Genomic DNA, 20,279 nt, shown 5'->3' with positions numbered 1-20,279 from the left:
CGTCCACCGGGCGCGCCGCGGATTCCCAGCCGCGCGCCCTACCGTTTCCGCATGGACGCCGACCCCAACGCCGGACCTGCCGAGGCGCAGGGCGACGGTGCGCAGCGCCAGCGGTTCCAGTGGTTCCACGACATGCGGACCTGGATCCACGCGCGGCCGCACGTGCACCTGTTCTACAAGGTGCTGGTCGGCATCGTCGGTGGGCTCGTGGTGGTCATCGGGCTGATCCTCGTGCCGCTGCCGGGCCCGGGTTGGCTCGTGGTGTTCATCGGGCTGACGATCCTGGCGAGCGAGTTCCACTTCTTCCACCGGATCATCACGTGGCTCCGTGCCCAGCTGCACCGGTTCTGGGACTGGGCGAAGCGACACGGACCGAAGCGGCTGCGGGACGCGGCCGACCGCGGCAAGGCCGACGTCGACGCCGCGCACACCGGTGCCGCGCGCACCGTGGGCGTGCCGCGTCGGGGCGCGAAGCCGGCCCGCCCCGGGCACTGACACCCGACGCGACGGTCGGCCGCTGCTGACCCGCTACTCGGCGGCGACCCGGACGGACCCGGTCGCGGTGCGCTCAACGGCCTCGGCCGCCTGTTCCTCGACCGCGGCGGTGTCCTTCGACACGAGCTGCAGCACGAGGGCGACGACCGCGGCGAGCACGATGAAGCCGCCGTAGCCGGCGATCACCGGGACGAGTCCGACGGCGGGCTCGAGCAGGCCGCCGACGACGGCCGGCACGCCGAACGCCAGGTAGCTCACGACGTAGATCGTGGAGAGCAGGCCGGCGCGGTGGGTCGGCGCCGCGGTGGCGAGCAGCATCCGCAGTGGCGCCTGGAACCCGGCGCCGAAGCCGACGCCGGCGATCGCGCTGCCGACGACGAGCCCGGGCAGGGAGTGTGCCGCGACGAACGCGACGGTGACGATCGGGCCGAGGACCAGGGCGACGAGGCCGAGGAGCACCGCGCGTCGGGTGTCCATGCGCTGGATCGCGAGCCCGGTGAGGGCACCGGTGCCGGTGACGACGGCGATGAGCGCGCCGGCGGCGAAGTGGTTCGTGATGCCGAACACCGCTCCGAGTGCGGAGGGGACGAGCGACAGGAACATGCCGCCGAGGGCCCAGCTCGCGACGAGCGATCCGGCGACGCCGCGGAACAGCCGGCGGGACGACCGCGGCACGCTGATCGTCGGGCGGAGGGAGCGCAGGGCCCCCGGGCGGCGCTCGACGCGCTCGGGGACGACGACGAGGGCGACGACGAGCAGGACCAGGAGCGCGCCGAACACCAGGTAGACGAGCTGCTCCGGCGCGGGGCCCCACTCGACCAGGGCGCCGCTCGCCATCGCTCCGGTGGCCAGGGCGACGGGCGGGACGACGCCGTTGAGCACGCCGGCCAGGGCGGGGTGCCGCTCGAGCGAGTTGTCGATGAGGGCGGCACCGAGCGCGCCGATGAGCAGCCCGACGGAGACGCCCTGCACGATGCGGTCGACGACCAGGGCGAGGACGCCGTCGGCGATGGCGAAGAGCCCGAGCGACAGGGCGACGCCGAGACCGCCGACGACGAGCACCGGCTTGCGGCCGACGTGGTCGGACAGGCGACCGGCGACGAGCAGGCTCGCCAGCAGCCCGGCGACGTAGACGGCGAAGACACCGGTGAGCATGAGCGGCGTCAGGTGCCACTCGGCGGCGTAGACGGGGTAGATCGGCGAGGGGACGGCCGACGAGGCGACCGACGCCAGGAGCATGGCGGCCAGGATCCAGAACCCGGCGACCGATCGAGCTGACTGCTGCTGCACGAGCATCCCTTCGTCCACGTGTTGTACGACTGCATTCGTACCGCAGGTGAACTGTACGACGCAAGTCGTACTGCGAGGCGGTCGGTGGTAGCGTCCCGTCCATGCCCGCGCACGTCGACGCCCCCGAGCGACTGCCCCAACCGTCCGTGGCCGAGCTGGACCTGCCGGTCGTGATGGACGCCCTGAGCGACCCGATCCGGCTCGCCATCCTGCACCGCTACCTGGTGGACGCCGCAGGCGGCGTGCGCAGCTGCGGGTGGGTCGGCGTCGACCGACCGAAGTCCACGCTCACCCACCACTTCCGCGTCCTGCGCGAGGCCGGGCTGCTCGAACAGCACCAGGACGGGCTCACCCGCTCCAGTCGGGTGCGCGCCGAGGACGTGCAGGCACGGTTCCCCGGGCTGCTCGACCTGGTGTCCGCGTGGAGCGTGCCCGCCGCCCTGATGCGCGACGGGATCGAGTCGTGAGCCGGACTGTGCACGCGCTGCCCGAGGTCGGTGCCGCGCCGAACATGACGTCGGCGCTCGCCGCGGACCTCGACGCCGCCGGCTTCACCGTCGAACGGGTCGACGCGCTGTGGGGCGCCGAGGCCGCAGCGTCGCTGCACCGCGGCTCGCGGGTGGCCGCGCTCCGGGCCCTCGCGGCGCGGCCGTCGTCGCCGCTCGGCACGCTCGCGACCCTGTTCGTGCTCGGTCTGCCGGTCCCGCACGAGGATGCCGCGGCAGCGTTCCCGACCGCCGGCCTCGACGCCGTCGTCGCCGCCGGCCTGCTCCGGGTCGATGGCGCCGACGGCACCGACGGTACCGACGGCGCCGAGGTCCTGCCGACCGTCGACCTGCGCCCCTACGCCTTCGTCGACGACCTCGGTGCCGGTAGTTGGTGGATCGTCTCCGACCTCGGCGAGCTCGCGCTCGGCCACGCGATCAGCGAGGAGCACGTGCTCGGCATCGGCGGGGCGACCACCACGCTGAGCGGCCTGCAGGTGCCGGTGCCCGTCCGCACGGTGCTCGACCTCGGCACCGGGTGCGGCATCCAGGCGATGCACGCCCGACGCTTCGCCGACCAGGTGGTCGCCACGGACATCTCCCGCCGCGCCCTCGACATCGCGCGCTTCAACGCGCAGCTCAACGGGATCGACGGGATCGACTTCCGGTACGGCTCGCTCTTCGAGCCCGTCGCGGGGGAGCGGTTCGACCGCATCGTCTCGAACCCGCCGTTCGTCATCACGCCCCGCCGACCGGGCGTGCCCTCGTACGAGTACCGCGACGGCGGCATGGTCGGCGACGCCCTGGTCGAGACCGTGCTCCGCGGCCTGGCCGACCACCTGGAGCCCGGCGGGACCGCGCAGCTGCTCGGCAACTGGGAGTACCACTGGGGCGTCGACGGCCTCGACCGCGTGCGCGGCTGGTTCGCGGACACCGACCTCGACGCGTGGGTCGTCGAGCGCGAGCGCCAGGACCCGACGTCCTACGCCGAGACCTGGATCCGCGACGGCGGCACGAAGCCCGGCACGACCGAGTTCGACACGCTGGTGGGCGCCTGGCTCGACGACTTCGCGGAGCGCCGCGTCACCGGCGTCGGCTTCGGGTACGTCGTGGTGCGTCGACCCCTGCCGGGAGGCCCGTCCGGCCTCCGCCGGTTCGAGCGCGTCCCCGAGACACTCGGGTCCAACCCCGCGGGGCTCGGTGCCACGGTGGCGCGCGTCCTCGACGCGGCGGCCTGGCTCGCCGGGCACGACGACGCCGCGCTCGCCGCCGCGCACCTGTCCGTCGCCGGCGACGTGACCGAGGAGCGCTACTACTGGCCGGGCAACGACGACCCGACGGTGATGACGCTCGTGCAGGGCGGGGGACTCGGCCGCCGGGTCGACGCGGACACCGCGCTCGCCGCGTTCGTCGGAGCCTGTGACGGCGACCTGTCCGTGGCCGCGATCGTCGGCGCGCTCGCGCAGATCACCGGGGTGGACGAGCAGGCGCTCGCCGCCGACCTGCTGCCGGCGGCGCGCGACCTGGTGCTCGACGGGCTGCTCGTCCCCGCTGCCTGACGCGCTCGGGATCCGAGCGGCCCCGCCCGGGCTCAGGCGCGGTGGTCGCGCCAGCTGTGCTCCGGCGCGTAGCCGAGCAGTTCGCGGGCCTTCTCCGACGACAGCAGCGAGCTGACCCCGTCGATGTCCGCGCGGCGCTCGATGTCCGGCACGAAGCGCTCGACGAGTTCGATGGTCGGCGTGTCCATCACGGTGTCCGGGCTCGCGATGACGAACGCCTCGAACCCGGTGAGGTCGGCCTCGAGGGACTTCCGGACCGCCTGGGCACCGTCGCGCGAGTCGATGTACGACCACAGGTTGAAGGTCTTCGCCTCCGGGGTGGCGTCCCACGGGAAGGCCGGGTAGTCGGTCTCGTCCATGACGTTCGAGAACCGCAGCCCGATCATCTTCAGCTCCGGGTCCCAGCGGGTGAAGTGGCGCGCCATCTCCTCCTCGACGGCCTTGCCGAGCGAGTACGACGACTGCGGCCGGACCGCGAACTCCTCGTCGACGGGCAGGTAGGGCGGGTGGTGCTCACCCATCGGGATCCCGAGCAGGGTCTCGCTCGACGCCCACACCACGTTCTTGATCCCGGCCGCTCGGGCCGCGTGGAAGACGTTGATCGACGACGTGACGTTGTTCGTGATCAGCGCGACGTCGGGGACCTGTCCGGGTGCCGGCACGGCCGCGAGGTGCACGACGGCGTCGACGTGGTCGTAGCGGTCGTCGATGCCCATGAAGGCGTTCAGCACCTGTCCGTGGTCGGTCAGGTCGATCCGCAGGAAGGGCACCCGCTCGGGCTTGTCCGGCGAGGGCACGCGGTCGAGCAGGACCACGTCGTACCCGTGCGCGTCGAGGTCGCGCACCACCGCCCGTCCGAGCTTGCCACTGCCACCGGTCACCAACACACGCGTCATCGCGTCTCTCCACATCGTCGTCGGGGTGCACCCCGGAGGGTCCGGTCCATCCTGCCCCGGGCGGCCGGGGGCGGGCCAGGCCCTGTCCGTACCCCGCTCCGCCGCGCGAACCAGGTTCCGGACACGACACCACGGAATCGCGCGGTGCTGTGTCCGGAACCTGGTTCCGGCGAGGAGCGACCGGCGGGGAGCGACCGGCGGGGAGCGACCGGGGGCAGCGTCAGACGGCGGGCGCCGCCTGGGCGATCGCGAGCCGGGTGACGAGCTCGACGTGCCGGGCCATGTCGCGCGAGGGGTCGAACAGCCACTGGATCTGCATGCCGTCGGAGACCGCGAGCAGGACGCTCGTCAGTTCCTCGGCGTCGACGTCGGTGCGGAGCCGGCCGTCCTGCTGCATCGCCCGGAAGTCCGCGGACAGGTCGCGGCGGGTGCGGTCGTAGCGTTCCTGGAAGTACGCGTGCGCGGGGTGGTCCGGGTCGGTCGCCGCGGCGGCGGACAGGTTGACGAACATCTGCACGAGGCCGGGCACCGAGACGTTGTGCCGCACGATGGCGGCGAGCAGCTCGCCCGGGTCGGCGGCGTCCCAGTTCGTGGCGGCGTCGGAGTCGTCGCGGCGGCGCAGGACCTCGACCCAGAGGTCGTCCTTCGAGTCGAAGTAGTGCAGCAGGCCGGCCTGGGTCAGGCCGACGGCGTCGGCGATGTCCTTGATGCTCGTCCGGCGGAACCCCTGTGAGGCGACGAGTTCGAGGGCGACCGTCAGGATCTCCTCGCGCTTCGCGATCCCCTTCGCGTACGAACCCCGTTGTGCCATGGCAGGACTGTACCGCCAGGGTCGGCAGCAGAAAACCTACTACTGCTTGGTTTTGGTGGTACCGTGGCCCCTAGCCGCCGACGGAGGCGAGCGAGTCACCGACGACGGTGGCGCACCCCATGGAGGTTGCAGTGGCCAACGACGCCCTGTCCGTTTCCGACACCCCGACCGCGGTCGCCCCGACCCAGGGCCGCGGTGCGCCCCTCATGTACTCGCTCGGCATGCCGATCGCGATGTTCGGGCTCTTCATCGCCCTGCTGCCGCCGGTGCTCGTCGCGATGGCGCTCAAGGTCGCCGAGATCGCGCCGGACAACCAGGCCGGCGTGCTCGGCCTGGCGCTCGGCATCGGCGCGTTCGCCGCGATGGTCGCCAACCCGCTGGCGGGTCGCTTCAGCGACCGGACGGCCGGAAGGCTCGGCATGCGTCGTCCGTGGATCATCGGTGGCACCGTGGTCGGGTTCGCGGCCCTCGTGGTCGTCGCGACGACGTCCTCCGTGGTCGTGCTGGTGATCGGCTGGGGCGTCGCGCAGATCGCCTACAACGCGACGATCGCGGCGCTCACCGCCGTGCTGCCCGACCACGTCACGCGCTCGCAGCGCGGCCGGGTCGCGGCGCTCCTCGGCCTCGCGCAGAACCTGGCGCTCGTCGGCGGTACGTTCCTGGTGCAGCTCTTCTCGACCTCGGCCACGCAGATGATCGTGCCGGGGGCGATCGGCTCCGCGGTCGTCGTCCTCTACGCGCTGGTGTTCCGCGACCGCGTGCTCGCGCAGCGCCCGACCTCGAGGCTCGGCATCGGGCAGCTCTTCGGCTCGTTCGTGTTCAACCCCGTGAAGCACCCCGACCTCGGCTGGGCCTGGCTCACCCGCTTCATGATGGTCGCCGCGCAGTACACCGCGGTGAGCTACCTGACGTACTTCCTGCGCGACGACATCGGCGTCGACGAGTCGAACCTGGCGAACGCCGTGTTCCAGGGCACGCTGTGGAACGTCGTCGGCATCGTGCTGACGTCGCTGGTGGCCGGCTGGCTGTCGGACAAGCTCGGGCGTCGCAAGCTCTTCGTCGCGGTCGCCGGCGTCGTCGGCGTCGTCGGGCTCGTCATCATCGCGCTCGCGCCGTCCCTGGGCGTGGTCCTGGTGGGCGAGTTCGTGATGGGTGCCGGCATGGGCGTCTTCTACGCGGTCGACCTGGCGCTCATCACCGACGTGCTGCCGTCAGACCAGGACAACGCGAAGGACCTCGGCGTCGTGAACATCGCCCAGGCGCTGCCGCAGTCCCTCGTGCCCGCCGCCGCTCCCGGCGTCATCGCCCTGACCGGCGGGTACAGCGGCTTCTTCATCACCGGCGCCGTCGTCGGACTGCTCGGCATCGCCTCGGTGTCCCGCATCCGCGGCGTGCGCTGACCACCTGCCCCGGCTCTGAACGAAAGGACCGATCACCGTGACTGACCTGCAGACCGCGAGCGCCGCCTCCAGCCCGCTGGCGGAGCGCATCGACGCGCTCGTCGACCAGCTGACCACCGAGGAGAAGGTGCAGCTGCTGACGGGACGTGACTTCTGGACGACCTGGCCGATCGAGAAGATCGGGCTGCGCCGCATCCTCATGTCCGACGGGCCCTCCGGGGTCCGCGGCGAGGTGTGGGACGAGCGCGACCCGTCCCTCAACCTGCCCTCGGCCACCGCGCTGAGCGCGTCGTGGGACGCGGGCGTCGCGAAGCGCTACGGCGCGGCCGCCGCCGTCGAGGCCCGGCGCAAGGGCGTCGACGTCGTGCTCGGCCCGACCATCAACCTGCACCGGTCGCCGCTCGGTGGCCGCCACTTCGAGGCGTTCAGCGAGGACCCGGTGCTGACCGGCGACCTCGCAGCGGCGTACGTGGCGGGCGTGCAGGAGAACGGCGTCGCCGCGACGCCGAAGCACTACATCGCGAACGACTACGAGACGGACCGCTTCACCGCCTCGACCGAGGTCTCGGACCGGGCGCTCCGCGAGCTGTACCTGCTCGCGTTCGAGAAGGCCGTCACCGAGGCGCACGCCTGGGCGATCATGTCGTCGTACAACTCGGTCAACGGCGTCACGGCGTCGGAGCACGAGCTGCTCGAGACGCCGCTCAACGCGGAGTGGGGCTTCGACGGCATCGTCGTGTCCGACTGGACCGGGGTGCGCTCGGTCGACTCGGCGAAGGCGTCGCAGGACGTCGCGATGCCCGGACCGAACCCGTGGTGGAGCGAGGGGCCGCTGCTCGCCGCGGTCGAGTCGGGCGAGGTGCCGACGGATGCGATCGACCGCAAGGTCCGGCGCATCCTGACGCTGGCCGCCCGGGTCGGCGCGCTCGAGGGCTTCGAGCCCGTCGCCGCGACTCCCGTGCACGTCGAGGACGGCACCGCGTTCGTCCGCGAGGCCGAGGCCGAGGGCACCGTGCTCGTCCGCAACACCGGCGTGCTGCCGCTCGACGCACCCGCGGTGTCGCGCATCGCCGTCATCGGCCACAACGCCGACCAGGCCCGCACGCAGGGCGGCGGCTCGGCGACGGTCGTGCCGTCCTCGGTCGTGTCGCCGCTCGACGGCATCCGTGCCGCGTTCCCGGGTGCGACGGTCGAGCACGCCATCGGCGCGGTCGTGCAGGAGGGCATCGCGGAGTTCCCGCTCGACACCATCACCAACCCGGCGACCGGGGAGCCCGGCGCCCGTGTCGCGTTCGTGCGCGACGGGGACGAGCTGTACGTCGAGGACCGCCGGGCCACCGCGCTGTTCTGGTTCGGCGGTGACGCCCCCACCCGTGAGGCCGACCGGCTCGACATCACCACGACGTACACCGCGCCGTCCACCGGAACGGTCCGGATCGGCATCGGTGCCGCCGGCCGCTCGCGGATGTGGATCGACGACGAGCTCGTGCTCGACGAGGACGTGCCGTACGAGGGCGACCAGCTCGGCGCCGCGTTCCTCAACCCGCCGGCCCGGTCGGTGCCGGTGTCGGTGACCGCCGGGCAGCAGGTCGCGATCCGCATCGAGCACGACGTGGTGCAGGACGAGACCCTCGGCGGGGTGCTCGCCTACCAGTTCGGCACCGAGCCGAGCGACGAGGACCCGTCGGTGCTCATCGACGCCGCGGTGGCCACCGCGAAGGACGCGGACGTCGCGGTCGTCGTCGTCGGCACGAACTCGAAGGTCGAGTCCGAGGGCTACGACCGGTCGTCGCTCGCCCTGCCCGGGCACCAGGACGACCTGGTGCGCGCGGTCGCCGCCGCCAACCCGAACACGGTCGTCGTCGTCAACGCGGGATCCCCGGTCGAGATGCCCTGGCGGGACGACGTCGCCGCGGTGCTGCTCACCTGGTTCGGCGGTCAGGAGTACGGCAACGCGGTGGCCGACGTGCTCACCGGCGCGCAGGAACCCGGCGGCCGCCTGCCCACCACCTGGCCGGCCGCGATGGCCGACGTGCCGGTGCTCGACGTCACCCCGGTCGACGGCCTGGTGCGCTACGACGAGGGCGTGCACATCGGGTACCGCGCCTGGCTCCGCGCGGGCACCGAGCCGGCGTACCCGTTCGGCCACGGCCTCGGGTACACCACCTGGACGATCGAGGGCGTGGCGGCGACGCCCACCGTCGGCGAGGGCGGGACGGCCGTCGTGACGGCCACCGTGGCGAACACCGGCGACCGGGCCGGCAAGCACGTCGTGCAGGTCTACGCCTCGCGTGGGGCCTCCGTGGTCGACCGGCCGGTGCGGTGGCTCGTGGGGTTCGCCCCCGTGCGCCTCGACGCCGGGGAGTCCACCGAGGTGTCGATCGAGGTCCCGGCGCGGGCGTTCGCGCACTGGCAGGACGGTGCCTGGCGGTACGAGCCCGGCGCCTTCACGCTGCACGTCGGCGCCTCGGTGACCGACGAGGCCGGGACGGCGGCCCTCGAACTGGAGTGACCCGGGTCGTCCGGTTTCCGAACGGTTCGCGGTGTCCAGCGAGTACCATCGTCATGCGTCAGTCGGCTGGTTACCGGCGGCGCACGCACCGTTCACGGGGTCGCCGGACGAGCGACTCGGTCTCCTGATCCGGCCGAGGGAGCCCTGGCACCCCGGTGCGTCCCGAATGCGTCCCCGCGTCCGCGCGGGGGCGCATTCCTCGTCCGGGCGGCGATCGGCGCCGTGCCCGTCGACACGGCTTCGTGCGATCCCGACAAATCCCATGACGATCGGTCAAGTATTTCCGTCCGCAGGGCGCAAACGGATGTGACAAAGCACTTGCTGGGTGGAACGATGGCCACATCATCCCGTGCGGATCAGGGACGGGATGGTCACCCGGCAGGGCTCTCGGGACTCACCACCCCGATCTGAGCCCCGCCGGGTGCTCCGGAGGTGTCAGGCCCGCAGCGCCGGCGCGATCTCCTCGGCCACGATGCGCAGGATGCGCTCGTGCGACGCCGCGTCCCCGTTCGCCGGCAGGGTGACCACGAGTTCGTCGGCAGCGGTCACGGCCGGGTCGGCGAGCAGGGCGTCGACGATGGCGGCCGGTTCGCCGGACAGCACCGAGCTGAAGCGGAAGGGCGGGCCGGACAGCGGACGGCCCTCGTCGTCCATCCCGGCGGCGTACCCGGTCAGGAACTCCTCGTGCACGGCACGGTCGTGCTCGTCGAGCAGCGGGACGACGATGCGCCCGACGGCGACCTTGGGGGTGCGCTCCGGGTGCAGCTCGGCGAAGCGCTCCCGGTACGCGGCGACCTGGTCGGCCTGCGCCTCGGCGAAGGGAGCGCCGGTGTCCTCGGTGTTCAGCGTCGAGCAGTGCAGCAGCAGGCCCTTCTCCGCCGTGCGGACCGCCGTGGCCATGCTGCCGCCGCCCCTCCAGACGCGCTCGCGCAGGCCGGCGCTCAGCGGCTGCAGCGTCAGGTCCGCTCCGGCCGGGATGCTCTCGTAGCCCTTGCCGGCGCTGCCGAGCGGCTCGCCCTGCAGGACCTCGAGCAGGCGGCCGGCGCGGGCCTCGGCCTCGTCGCGGAAGGACCGGTCGACGCTGCCGAACACCGGGTCGAGGATCGGGCCGTACCCGGCGATGCCCGTGCTGATGCCGAGCTGCACGCGACCGCCGCTCAACAGGTCGACGGTGCTGGCGTCCTCGGCGAGCCGGACCGGGTCCTCGTAGCGCATGCCGAGCACCGCGGTGCCGAACCCGATCGTGCTCGTGCGCTGCGCGGCGGCCGCGAAGAACGTCATCGGGCTGGTGAGGAACGGCTCGAAGTGCCGGCCGCGCACCCAGCCGGTGCCGTACCCGAACCGCTCGGCGGTCTCGAACAGGCGCAGGCCGTCCTCCAGGGCGGCCGCGGCACCGTCGGTACCGCCGTGGTTCGGGACGAAGGAGAGGAAGCCGAGTTCGCGCATGTCGTGAGTCTATGCGCACGTATGGAGCGCGGCCCTGGTCCGCACCTGTCGGACGGGAGGCGCGCGGCGGCCCGGTGCCGCGCCTCCCGTCCGCCGTCTGCGCTCTCTGCAGCCTGCAGCCTGCTGTCTGGTGTCTGCGCTGTGCCGTCCGCACCCCGCTGCCCGTTCCCGCTGGCCGCGACGGCCGTACCTGGGAGGATGGGTGCATGACCGACGTCACCACCGTGCCCCCGCTCGTCGCCGCGATCCCGGCGGCGGTGGACGGCGTCGTCGACCCCGACGAGGTCTACGAGGCCTTCGCGGCCTGGGCCGCCGAGGGCGGCCGGCCCCTGTACCCGGCGCAGGACGAAGCGGTGATCGAGCTCGTGTCCGGTGCCAACGTCGTCCTCAGCACCCCGACCGGCACCGGGAAGTCCCTCGTCGCCGCCGGCGCGCACTTCGCCGCGCTCGCCGAGGGGAAGCGCAGCTACTACACGGCCCCGATCAAGGCGCTCGTGTCCGAGAAGTTCTTCCAGCTCGTCGAGCTGTTCGGCGCGCAGAACGTCGGCATGGTGACCGGGGACTCGAGCGTCAACGCCGACGCTCCCATCGTGTGCTGCACCGCCGAGATCCTGGCGAACCTGGCGCTGCGCCAGGGTCCGGAGGCCGACGTCGACGTCGTCGTGATGGACGAGTTCCACTTCTACGGCGACGCCGACCGCGGGTGGGCGTGGCAGGTGCCGCTCCTCGTGCTCGAGCGCGCGCAGTTCCTGCTCATGTCGGCGACCCTCGGCGACGTCACCACCATCGCCGACGACCTGTCCCGCCGGACCGGTCGACCCACCGCCCGGGTGACCGGCGTCTCGCGGCCCGTGCCGCTCGAGTACGAGTACGTGATGACGCCCGTGCAGGAGACGGTGGAACGGCTGCTGGAGGAGGGCAAAGCCCCGATCTACATCGTGCACTTCGCCCAGGCGGCGGCCCTGGAACGCGCGCAGTCGCTGCTGTCCGCCCGGGTCGCCTCGCGTGAGCGACGGGACGAGATCGCGGCCGCCGTCGCGGGCTTCCGGTTCAGCGCCGGCTTCGGCCAGACGCTGTCCAAGCTCATCCGTGCCGGCATCGGCGTGCACCACGCCGGCATGCTGCCGAAGTACCGGCGCCTGGTCGAGCAGCTCGCGCAGCGCGGCCTGCTGCCCGTCATCTGCGGCACCGACACCCTGGGCGTCGGCATCAACGTGCCGATCCGCGCCGTGCTGTTCACCGGCCTGACGAAGTTCGACGGCACGAAGATGCGCCAGCTGTCCGCCCGCGAGTTCCACCAGATCGCCGGTCGTGCCGGACGCGCCGGGTACGACACCGAGGGCGACGTCGTCGCCGAGGCGCCCGAGCACGACATCGAGAACGCCCGCGCGGTCGCGAAGGCCGGCGACGACCCCAAGAAGAAGAACAAGATCAAGCGGAAGAAGGCCCCGGAGGGCTTCGTCTCGTGGGGGCAGCCGTCGTTCGAGCGGCTCATCGGCGCCGAACCCGAGCCGATGGTGTCGCGGATGCGGATCACCCACGCGATGGTGCTGTCCGTCGTCGCGCGCGGCGGCGACGCCTTCGAGGACGTCCGGTCACTCGTGTTCGACAACCACGAACCGCGTGCGCGCCAGCTCGCGATGGCCCGGCGGGCGCTCGTCATCGCGCGGACGCTCGTCAACGCACGGGTGATCGAGAAGGTCGACGGCGCCTACCGCCTCACCGTCGACATCGCGCCGAACTTCGCGCTCAACCAGCCGCTCTCGCCGTTCGCGCTCGCCGCCTTCGAACTGCTCGACCCCGAGTCGCCCACCTACGCGCTCGACATGGTCTCCGTCGTCGAGGCCACCCTCGACGACCCGCGCGCGATCCTGTCCCAGCAGCAGTTCAAGGAGCGCGGCGAAGCCGTCGCCCGCATGAAGCAGGAGGGCATCGAGTACGACGAGCGGATGGAGCTGCTCGAGGAGGTCACCTGGCCTCGCCCGCTGGCCGAGCTGTTGGAGGCGGCGTACGAGGCGTACGCGGCCGAGCAGCCGTGGGTGCTCGACTTCGCGCTCTCGCCCAAGGCCGTCGTCCGCGACATGTACGAACGCGCGATGACCTTCGGTGACTTCGTGCGCTTCTACCAGCTCACCCGGTCCGAGGGGCTCGTGCTCCGCTACCTGTCCGACGCCTACCGCACCATGCGGCAGACCATCGCCGACGAGCAACGGACCCAGGAACTCGACGACCTGATCGAGTGGCTCGGCGAGGTCGTCAAGCAGACCGACTCCTCGCTCGTCGACGAGTGGGAGGCGCTCGTCAACGGCGACGTCCTGCTCGCGGCCGAGGAGCACGATGAGATCACGCCGCCGCAACCCGCCCGCCTCACCGGCAACCCGCGGGCGTTCCGCGTGCTCGTGCGCAACGCCCTGTTCCAGCGGGTGCTGCTCGCCGCCGCCGACGACGTCGACGGGCTCGGCGCGCTCGACGCGGCCGCCGGGTTCGACGCCGACGCCTGGGACGCGGTGCTCGAGGAGTACTACGAGTCGCACGACGAGGTCCGGACCGATGCCGACGCCCGCTCGATGCAGTACCTGGTGCTCGACGAGAACGCGGCGGCCGGGTCGGGTGGCGCCCGTGTCTGGCGGGCTCGCCAGATCTTCGCCGACCCGTCCGGCGACAAGGACTTCGGGTTCTCGGCGACGATCGACCTCGACGCGTCCGACGAGACCGGCGAGGCGGTCGTGCGGGTCACCGAGATCGGCCGTTTCGACGGCTGGGCCGAGGTGGACGTCGACTGATGCCCGGGCCGTGCTGCGGCGGCTGCTCGATCGCGCTGTGGGAACGGCGACTCTGACGAGCGGGTACGTTCGGCGCCAGCCCTGCGCCGATCGGCTCGGGGTCACGAACGAGAGGACCCCATCGTGCGCATCGGATCGAGCATCGCCCTGATCGTCATCGGCGCCATCGTGGCGTTCGCCGTGGACGTGCAGCTCGCCGGGATCGACCTCCGGCTCATCGGCTACATCCTCATGGCGGCCGGCGTCGTCCTGCTCATCATCAGCCTGGCCGTCGCCTTCGGTGGCCGCCGGACCACGACCACCACGCGCTCCGGCGTCGACCCGGCGTCTGGGGAGCAGATCACCCAGCAGGAACGGCGCGACGGGACGTACTGAGGCTGTTCGCGTCCGGCTGGGTGCCGTCGGCGGTCAGGATTCCGGCAGGTACTCGTGCCGGAACTGCGCGACGGCGTCGGCGATGTGCTCGTAGTCACGGTCTGAACTGAGCACCGTCGCGCTGTTCTGCAGTGCGTACGCAGCGATGTGCACATCGACCGGGCCCGCACCGCGGACGCGGCCGCTGTGCCACAGGGCGTTCTGGACTCGGGCGACCGCTGCGACATCGGGGTGAGCGGGCGCTTCGAGGTACACCGCCATGTCGTCGCGGTGGTCGTCGTGGTCCGGCCCGGAGCGTGCCGAGTGGCAGTACTCGAGCACCTGCGGCGGGCACGTCAGGATGACGTCACGCGTGGCGACCTCGCGGAGGCGACGGGCGATCTCCGGCGACCGGTGGGCCTTCCACCACACCGAGTTGTCCACGATGTACGCCGTCATCGGGAGTGCGGTTCCTCGGACGTCGACGAGTGGAACCCGTGATCCCGCGCGATGATCCGCTCCACGGCCGCAGGCTGACGTCGGACCGCGACGAGCGTCTCGAGAGCGCGCTGGACGACCTCGCGGTCGGAGCGGGCACCGGTGAGCCGCTTGGCGTCGTCGAGGATCCGCTGGTCGAGATCGATCGTCATCACTGGCATGGCCGCCTCCTTGGTCGTACGAGGCACTGTACAAGTGACCGGTTCGACCCCGGGGCGGGTTCCCGGCTCCTGTGGATGACGAGGACTCAGAACAGCGTCGCAGGCGGGGTCGCCTCGGGCAGCGGCGACGGCTTGCTGACCTCGGCACCCGGCCAGCCCGGACCCTCGGGCACTTCGGTGCCGTTCTGGTAGGCGGTGGCCGCACCACGGGCGCGGACGTCCGCCGCCTCGTTCATCTCGTGCCCGACGTGGCCGCGGACCCACTCGAACGTGACCTTGCGGCCCTGCAGCTCGGCGTCGAGCTCCTTGATGATCTCGACGTTGAGCACCGGCTTGCCGTCGGCCTTGCGCCAGCCCTTGCGCTTCCACCCGGCGAGCCACTCCGTGCACGCCTTGATGGCGTACTGGCTGTCGCACAGGATGTGCAGCGGCTCGCCGGCGTCCTTCGTCGCCCGGAGCAGCTGCAGGACGGCGGTGAGCTCGCCGATGTTGTTCGTCGCGCGCGGCCACCCGCCCGCAGCCCACCGGTCGTCGTCGACGTACCAGGCCCAGCCGGCAGGGCCGGGGTTGCCGAGGGCTGAGCCGTCTGCTGCGGCGACGATCGTCACGAGGGGACCTCCTGGTCGGTGCTGGTGCCCGTCGAGCGTAACGGACGCCCGGCTGCCCCCTGCCCGTCCGAGGTGCCCCGCCACGGCGCCTGACCGCTGCCTCAGCGGTCGACGGCCTGTTCCAGGGCGAAGGCGAGTCCGTCGCCGTCGGTGACGTCGTAGAAGGCGAAGTCACGCCGCATCCCGAGGATCCCGTCGAGTCCCGTGTTCGCGTACTGGCGGACTGCGCTGCTGCCACCGAGGAAGAGCGTGTCGAGGTCGCCGGTCTCGTTCCACTCGATCGACAGGTGGTCGCCGGAGTCGTCGACCATGCGGTCCGTGCGTCGGACGTCGACGTCGCGGGTGTGTCGCCCGTCGGTGACGAGGGCGCGGCGGTCCGTCACGGCGTACACCTCGGTGCGCTTGCGGTGCCGCTTCACCAGGAAGCGTCCGACCATGCCGTGCGCTCCGATGAGCAGGAACACGAGCAGCACGACCGCCGCGAGCAGAGGGATCCCCTCGACGGCCCCACGGACGAGCACGGCGACCACGAAGCCGGTGAACAGGATGCTCAACGGGATGAGCCAGCGGTCGTGGGAGCCGAACATCTTCCGGGGATCGCTGTACCCGACCCAGAGCAGCTGCTCGTCGGGTGCCAGCAGCGGCTCGACGAGAGCACGTCGGTCGTCGTCGGACCGCGGTCGTGCCCGTCGTGTCCGCTCGGCGGTCGGTTCACCCACGACGGCGAGCGTAGCGGCCGGCCGGCCGGGCGGCCGGCCGGCCGGCCGGGCGGCCGGCCGGGGCGACCTGGTCGTCAGCCGGCGGCCTCGAGCGCGGCCTCAGCCCGCTCCGGGCTGCCCGCGGCGAGCCCCGCGTCGATCCGGCGGCGCGACGCCGTCCAGATGACGAGTCCGGCGAGGAACACCAGCACCTCGGTGACGGTCAGCGCCCAGATGATGCCCGCGAGGCCGAACCACAGGTTGCCGAGCAGCACGATCGGGATGAACAGCACGCCCTGCGCGAGGGACATCGCGATCGCCGGCGTGACCAGTCCGGCGGCCTGGAACAGGGACGTGAACAGGCCGGTGAAGCCGTTCACCACGGTCGCGACGAGCTGGGCGACCAGGATCGTCAGACCGATCGCGAGCACGGAGTGGTCGGACGAGAAGATCGTGAAGACCTGCTCGCGGAACACGAACACCGTCCCCGAGAAGACCAGCACGATGGCGCCGACGGTCAGTGCCGACGCTCGCAGCGCGGCGTGCAGCCGGGCACGGTCGCCCTTGCCGTAGGCGTAGGCCAGCAACGGCAGCACCCCGATGGTGACGCCCATCACGAGGAACTCGGGCACCTGTGCGATGCGCACGGCCACGCCCATGGCGGCGAGGGGGTCGTCGCCGTACCGGGCCGCGAGGTTGTTGAGGACGAGCGTCGTGACGATGAGGAACCCGGCCTGCAGCAATTCGCTCGCCCCGATGCCGAACACGGGTCCGAGCACCGACCGCCGGAGCGTGAACCACCGGAGCGACAGCGACACGTTCTCGCTGTGCCGCCCGAGCCAGCGCACCCAGTAGACGATGCTCACGACGTTGGCGAGGCCGACGGCGAGGGCTGCTCCGGCGACGCCCCAGTGCAGCACCAGGATGAAGAGCACGTCGAAGACCAGGTTCCCGATCGTCGACAGGACCAGGCCGACCATGGCCTGCCGGGCGGCGCCCTCGGCGCGGACCATCTGCTCGAGGCAGAAGGCGGCAGCGAGCACCGGCACGAAGGCCAGCATCACGGCGACGTAGGCACTGGTCGCGGGTACCGCGGCGGCGTCCGCCCCGAGCACGCCGACGAGCGGCCGGAGCAGGAGCAGCCCCGCGCCGCCGAGGACGACGCCGGTGATGACGGAACCCCACACCGCGAAGGACGCGACGTGCTTGATCTCACCCGCCTTCTCCGGGTCGTTCTCGGACGCGCCGAGCAACCGGGACATCAGCGAGCTGCCGCCGACGCCGAAGACACCGCCGATCGCCATGATGAGGCCGAGCAGCGGGGTGCCGAACGTGATCGCGGCGAGGAGCGACGTGTCGTGCTGCGCGCCGATGAAGCCTGCGTTGATGACGTTGTACAGGGCGCTGACGACCATCGCCGCGGCCATCGGGACGCAGAGGTGGACGAGTGCCCTGGCGATCGGGGCAGTGGAGAGGTACCAGCGGTTGGTGGCCGCTGCGGTCGTGGTGTCGGTGCTCATGTGTCGGCCCCTTCCGGGCAGGACGGATCGCGCGTCCGGCGGTGGCCGTCGCGTGCGTGTGGGTGGTGCCTCCGGCGGACGGCCGGGAGGCACGGGTGCGGTTACCGGGTCGGTTCCGGCAGCTCTGCGGTCACCTTGAGCAGGAGTTCGCGGAGCGTGGCGCGCTCAGCTGGGCTGAGCGGCGCGAGCAGGGTGTCGTCGAGGGCGAGCATCGCGTCCTCGAAGCCGGCGATGAGCTCGACACCGGCGGGTGTGGCGTGGACGAGCTTCGTGCGGCCGTTCGCGGCGTCGGGCCGTCGTTCGACCAGACCACGCTTCTCGAGTCCCTGCAGCAGGCTCGAGACGCTGGCCGGTGTGGTGCGGGTCATCGTGGCGATGTCCCGTTGGATGGCACCGGGGTTCTGCTGCAGGTACCCCAGCACGAAGCTCTGCTCGTGCGTGAGGTCGCGTTCACGGACCCAGTCGTCCGCGGCCTTGCGTTGCGCCCAGCCGATCCACCGCATGAGCTGGAGCGGGGTGTCGAAGTGGGGTGCCTGCATGATCAGAACTCTAACCGTTCGATATCAAACAGTCAATGCGCGGCCATGGTGGGGCGATCGTCGACTGGCCGTGGGCGGAGATCCGGCTCGCCGAGAGGAAGGGTGTCGGCGCGGGCGCTGGGGAGCACGACGATCGCGACGCCGATGACGACGCAGGAGACGGGCGTGATCGTGTCGGTCCCTGCGCGAGCACCGCGGTCCTGGAGGGCATCGTCGGACCGGCACTCGGGAGGCGCGGACTACCGTGCGGGCCATGAGCGACAGCATCCCGCAGGCCCCCGGCCCCGACTCCTCCGACGACCGCGCACGCAGCGACGCCCTCCGCGACGCCGCGCAACACGAGGGCGAGGGCGGTGTCGACGCGAGCGAACAGCGCGCCGCCGACACGGCGTACAGCCCCTCGAGCGAGCGGGAGACCGTCGCCTCGCAGGACGACCAGCGCTCGGACGCCGAGCTCGAGGCCGACGGCATCGACACGTCCAAGGTCATCGCAGCACCGGGGACGGGCGGCGCGGACGATGCCGGCGACGTCGAGCCCGCACCGGGCGACCTGCACCTGCCGTGGCAGTCGGAGGAGGACCGCCGCGGCTAGCGCGACGTCCGGTCGAGCGCGCGCACGAGCCCCTCGCCGTCGCTGACGTCCCAGAACGCCATCGGCTGGGGGCCGAAGAGGCCGTCGAGGCCGGTGTTGCCGTAGATCCTGGCGTTCATGCCGTTCGCGGCGAAGATCGAGCCGCCGCCGTCCGACCCCCACTCCACGGTGCAGTGGCTCCGGTCGCGGGTCCAGCTGACGGTGCGGTCGGTCCGGCCGATCGGCACGTCACGGGTGCCGCCCGGGGTGATCACGAGCGCCCGGCGGTCGGTGACGGCGTAGACCGTCGTGCGCTTGCGGTGCTGCTTGACGATGAACCGGCCGACCGTGATGTGGAGGCCGATCAGCACGAACACGGTCCCGAAGAGCAGGAAGAACGGTGGCGCTCCGCCGGTGATGGCCGAGACCATCCAGAACACCACGAACCCGAGCCAGAGCAGGCTGAACGGGACGAGGAAGCCGTCCCGCCCCGAGAAGCGCTTCGCGGGGTCGCTCGTGCCGGCCCAGTACAGCTGCTCGTCCGGACCGAGGTGGGCACGAGCCGTGGACTGCGGGTCGCCTGCTCCGCCGGACGCCTTCGTCACGAGACGGCGTCCGGGTGGGAGCCGGTGCGCTGCCCGGACTCCAGCGTGGCGATGGCTGCGAGCTCCTCGTCGGTCAGTACGAAGCCGTCGACGTCCAGGTTCGACCGGATGCGCGACGGCGTCACCGACTTCGGCAGCACCACGACGCCCTGCTGCACGTTCCACCGCACGAGCACCTGCGCCACGCTGACCCCGTGCGCGTCCGCGATGCCGGTGAGCACCGGCTCGTCGATGAGGCGCCCGCGCCCGAGCGGCGACCAGGCGCCGGTGGCGATGCCGTGCTGCTGGTGGAAGGCGATGAGCTCCCGCTGCGGCAGCCACGGGTGCCGCTCCACCTGGTTGAGCGCCGGGACCTCACCGGTCTCGTCGACGAGTCGCTGCAGGTGCTCCACCTGGAAGTTCGACACCCCGACGCTCCGCGCGCGGCCGGATTCGCGCAGCTCGACCAGGGTGCGCCAGGTCTCGACGTAGCGGTCCTTCGCCGCGGCCGGCCAGTGGATCAGGTAGAGGTCGACCGTGTCCAGGCCGAGCCGCGCGAGGCTGTCGTCGAATGCCCGCAGGGTCGCGTCGCGACCCTGGTGGTCGTTCCACACCTTGGTCGTCACGAAGACGTCGTCGCGGTCCAGCGAGGAGGCCCGGATCGCCTTGCCGACGCCGGTCTCGTTGCCGTACATCTCGGCCGTGTCGACGTGCCGGTAGCCGGCGTCGAGGGCGGTGCCGACGGCCGACTCGGCCTCGGTGTCGTCGACCTTGTAGACGCCGAAGCCGATCGCGGGGATCGATGCCCCGTCGCGGAGGGGGATGGAGGTGACCATGCACCCATCCTGCCGGTGCGCGCCGGGGGTGCGCCGGGCCTCCCGGCCGTCCGTGGAGGACGCGGGCCGACCGGCGGGCTGTGGAGGGGAGGTCGGGCGGCCGGCGCGACATGATCGCTGTCGCACGACGACGATGGTGTCGCGAGCCGCCTGCCGGACCGGGGGAGGGACGTCGGTCCGCGACGGGGCGACGAGGTCGCTGTCGTGCGACGTCGACGCGGCAGCGCGGCGCC

Annotated in this window: 20 protein-coding genes; 8 read left to right on the top strand and 12 right to left on the bottom strand. The window is 72.0% G+C overall.

Annotation, left to right across the window (positions count from 1 at the left end):
- The first annotated feature begins 51 nt into the window (after nucleotides 1–51).
- The gene (locus tag DEI99_RS14360; RefSeq protein ID WP_258369321.1) at nucleotides 52–495 is read left to right on the top strand and encodes a TIGR02611 family protein; all 444 of its coding nucleotides are present in this window, start codon (nucleotides 52–54) and stop codon (nucleotides 493–495) included.
- A 33-nt stretch (nucleotides 496–528) separates the two neighbouring features.
- Here the strand turns inward: DEI99_RS14360 and DEI99_RS14355 are convergent, their stop codons facing one another.
- Complete coding sequence (locus DEI99_RS14355; protein ID WP_258369322.1) at nucleotides 529–1,785, bottom strand: MFS transporter; 1,257 nt, start codon at nucleotides 1,783–1,785, stop codon at nucleotides 529–531.
- Nucleotides 1,786–1,886: 101 nt separating this feature from the next.
- Here DEI99_RS14355 and DEI99_RS14350 point away from each other — a divergent pair, with 101 nt between their 5' ends.
- On the top strand, nucleotides 1,887–2,252 hold the full coding sequence (locus DEI99_RS14350; protein ID WP_111041413.1) for an ArsR/SmtB family transcription factor: 366 nt from the start codon (nucleotides 1,887–1,889) through the stop codon (nucleotides 2,250–2,252).
- 44 nt (nucleotides 2,253–2,296) lie between these two features.
- Entirely contained in the window at nucleotides 2,297–3,829 is a 1,533-nt protein-coding gene (locus tag DEI99_RS14345; protein WP_111041459.1) for a DUF7059 domain-containing protein, read from the top strand.
- A gap of 32 nt (nucleotides 3,830–3,861) precedes the next feature.
- Here DEI99_RS14345 and DEI99_RS14340 read toward each other — a convergent pair whose 3' ends face one another.
- Nucleotides 3,862–4,725, bottom strand: a complete 864-nt coding sequence (locus DEI99_RS14340; protein ID WP_111041414.1) for an NAD-dependent epimerase/dehydratase family protein — start codon at nucleotides 4,723–4,725, stop codon at nucleotides 3,862–3,864.
- Between the two features lie 220 nt (nucleotides 4,726–4,945).
- Complete coding sequence (locus DEI99_RS14335; RefSeq protein ID WP_111041415.1) at nucleotides 4,946–5,536, bottom strand: TetR/AcrR family transcriptional regulator; 591 nt, start codon at nucleotides 5,534–5,536, stop codon at nucleotides 4,946–4,948.
- A gap of 119 nt (nucleotides 5,537–5,655) precedes the next feature.
- Here DEI99_RS14335 and DEI99_RS14330 point away from each other — a divergent pair, with 119 nt between their 5' ends.
- A complete protein-coding gene (locus tag DEI99_RS14330) occupies nucleotides 5,656–6,936 on the top strand; it encodes an MFS transporter (RefSeq protein ID WP_111041416.1) in 1,281 nt (426 codons plus the stop codon).
- A 37-nt stretch (nucleotides 6,937–6,973) separates the two neighbouring features.
- The gene (locus DEI99_RS14325) at nucleotides 6,974–9,448 is read left to right on the top strand and encodes a beta-glucosidase (RefSeq protein WP_220037134.1); all 2,475 of its coding nucleotides are present in this window, start codon (nucleotides 6,974–6,976) and stop codon (nucleotides 9,446–9,448) included.
- A 435-nt stretch (nucleotides 9,449–9,883) separates the two neighbouring features.
- Here the strand turns inward: DEI99_RS14325 and DEI99_RS14320 are convergent, their stop codons facing one another.
- Nucleotides 9,884–10,894, bottom strand: a complete 1,011-nt coding sequence (locus tag DEI99_RS14320) for an LLM class flavin-dependent oxidoreductase (protein ID WP_111041417.1) — start codon at nucleotides 10,892–10,894, stop codon at nucleotides 9,884–9,886.
- 206 nt (nucleotides 10,895–11,100) lie between these two features.
- On the opposite strand from DEI99_RS14320, the gene DEI99_RS14315 reads away from it, so the two are divergent.
- Both DEI99_RS14315 and DEI99_RS14310 read left to right on the top strand, forming a co-directional pair.
- Nucleotides 11,101–13,677, top strand: coding sequence for a DEAD/DEAH box helicase (locus tag DEI99_RS14315; RefSeq protein ID WP_111041418.1), 2,577 nt, complete (start codon nucleotides 11,101–11,103; stop codon nucleotides 13,675–13,677).
- Nucleotides 13,678–13,800: 123 nt separating this feature from the next.
- Nucleotides 13,801–14,052: a DUF6458 family protein gene (locus DEI99_RS14310; RefSeq protein ID WP_071262905.1), complete on the top strand. Its 252-nt coding sequence runs from the start codon at nucleotides 13,801–13,803 to the stop codon at nucleotides 14,050–14,052.
- Nucleotides 14,053–14,085: 33 nt separating this feature from the next.
- Here DEI99_RS14310 and DEI99_RS14305 read toward each other — a convergent pair whose 3' ends face one another.
- From DEI99_RS14305 to DEI99_RS14280, 6 genes are all read right to left on the bottom strand, one after another.
- Entirely contained in the window at nucleotides 14,086–14,490 is a 405-nt protein-coding gene (locus DEI99_RS14305) for a PIN domain-containing protein (protein WP_111041419.1), read from the bottom strand.
- Entirely contained in the window at nucleotides 14,487–14,690 is a 204-nt protein-coding gene (locus DEI99_RS14300; RefSeq protein WP_111041420.1) for a type II toxin-antitoxin system VapB family antitoxin, read from the bottom strand. Before DEI99_RS14300 ends, DEI99_RS14305 begins: the two co-directional genes overlap by 4 nt.
- Nucleotides 14,691–14,776: 86 nt before the next feature.
- Complete coding sequence (locus DEI99_RS14295; protein ID WP_111041421.1) at nucleotides 14,777–15,298, bottom strand: ribonuclease H family protein; 522 nt, start codon at nucleotides 15,296–15,298, stop codon at nucleotides 14,777–14,779.
- A 101-nt stretch (nucleotides 15,299–15,399) separates the two neighbouring features.
- Nucleotides 15,400–16,017: a hypothetical protein gene (locus DEI99_RS14290; protein ID WP_111041422.1), complete on the bottom strand. Its 618-nt coding sequence runs from the start codon at nucleotides 16,015–16,017 to the stop codon at nucleotides 15,400–15,402.
- Nucleotides 16,018–16,091: 74 nt separating this feature from the next.
- Nucleotides 16,092–17,516: an MATE family efflux transporter gene (locus DEI99_RS14285; RefSeq protein ID WP_111041423.1), complete on the bottom strand. Its 1,425-nt coding sequence runs from the start codon at nucleotides 17,514–17,516 to the stop codon at nucleotides 16,092–16,094.
- A gap of 101 nt (nucleotides 17,517–17,617) precedes the next feature.
- A complete protein-coding gene (locus tag DEI99_RS14280) occupies nucleotides 17,618–18,055 on the bottom strand; it encodes a MarR family winged helix-turn-helix transcriptional regulator (RefSeq protein WP_071262898.1) in 438 nt (145 codons plus the stop codon).
- A gap of 253 nt (nucleotides 18,056–18,308) precedes the next feature.
- Here DEI99_RS14280 and DEI99_RS14275 point away from each other — a divergent pair, with 253 nt between their 5' ends.
- Complete coding sequence (locus tag DEI99_RS14275; RefSeq protein ID WP_111041424.1) at nucleotides 18,309–18,647, top strand: hypothetical protein; 339 nt, start codon at nucleotides 18,309–18,311, stop codon at nucleotides 18,645–18,647.
- On the opposite strand, the gene DEI99_RS14270 is transcribed toward DEI99_RS14275, so the two are convergent.
- Together DEI99_RS14270 and DEI99_RS14265 are read right to left on the bottom strand one after the other, a co-directional pair.
- Entirely contained in the window at nucleotides 18,644–19,231 is a 588-nt protein-coding gene (locus DEI99_RS14270) for a hypothetical protein (protein ID WP_111041425.1), read from the bottom strand. The genes DEI99_RS14275 and DEI99_RS14270 overlap by 4 nt on opposite strands.
- Entirely contained in the window at nucleotides 19,228–20,046 is an 819-nt protein-coding gene (locus DEI99_RS14265; protein WP_111041426.1) for an aldo/keto reductase, read from the bottom strand. Before DEI99_RS14265 ends, DEI99_RS14270 begins: the two co-directional genes overlap by 4 nt.
- Nucleotides 20,047–20,279: the final 233 nt, after the last annotated feature.

The sequence above is a fragment of the Curtobacterium sp. MCLR17_036 genome (genome assembly GCF_003234445.2).
GTDB lineage: Bacteria > Actinomycetota > Actinomycetes > Actinomycetales > Microbacteriaceae > Curtobacterium.
The sequence above is the reverse complement of the archived record's forward strand: the minus strand, read 5'-3'. Positions and strand labels throughout refer to the sequence as shown.

Bases quoted from the DNA above. Each gene is read 5' to 3' on its own strand.
- DEI99_RS14320 (WP_111041417.1), bottom strand. From the start codon at position 10,894: ATGCGCGAACTCGGCTTCCTCTCCTTCGTCCCGAACCACGGCGGTACC.
- DEI99_RS14305 (WP_111041419.1), bottom strand. From the start codon at position 14,490: ATGACGGCGTACATCGTGGACAACTCGGTGTGGTGGAAGGCCCACCGG.
- DEI99_RS14265 (WP_111041426.1), bottom strand. From the start codon at position 20,046: ATGGTCACCTCCATCCCCCTCCGCGACGGGGCATCGATCCCCGCGATC.
- DEI99_RS14360 (WP_258369321.1), top strand. From the start codon at position 52: ATGGACGCCGACCCCAACGCCGGACCTGCCGAGGCGCAGGGCGACGGT.
- DEI99_RS14285 (WP_111041423.1), bottom strand. From the start codon at position 17,516: ATGAGCACCGACACCACGACCGCAGCGGCCACCAACCGCTGGTACCTC.
- DEI99_RS14280 (WP_071262898.1), bottom strand. From the start codon at position 18,055: ATGCAGGCACCCCACTTCGACACCCCGCTCCAGCTCATGCGGTGGATC.
- DEI99_RS14330 (WP_111041416.1), top strand. From the start codon at position 5,656: ATGGAGGTTGCAGTGGCCAACGACGCCCTGTCCGTTTCCGACACCCCG.
- DEI99_RS14300 (WP_111041420.1), bottom strand. From the start codon at position 14,690: ATGCCAGTGATGACGATCGATCTCGACCAGCGGATCCTCGACGACGCC.
- DEI99_RS14275 (WP_111041424.1), top strand. From the start codon at position 18,309: ATGAGCGACAGCATCCCGCAGGCCCCCGGCCCCGACTCCTCCGACGAC.
- DEI99_RS14350 (WP_111041413.1), top strand. From the start codon at position 1,887: ATGCCCGCGCACGTCGACGCCCCCGAGCGACTGCCCCAACCGTCCGTG.
- DEI99_RS14315 (WP_111041418.1), top strand. From the start codon at position 11,101: ATGACCGACGTCACCACCGTGCCCCCGCTCGTCGCCGCGATCCCGGCG.
- DEI99_RS14335 (WP_111041415.1), bottom strand. From the start codon at position 5,536: ATGGCACAACGGGGTTCGTACGCGAAGGGGATCGCGAAGCGCGAGGAG.
- DEI99_RS14340 (WP_111041414.1), bottom strand. From the start codon at position 4,725: ATGACGCGTGTGTTGGTGACCGGTGGCAGTGGCAAGCTCGGACGGGCG.
- DEI99_RS14345 (WP_111041459.1), top strand. From the start codon at position 2,297: ATGACGTCGGCGCTCGCCGCGGACCTCGACGCCGCCGGCTTCACCGTC.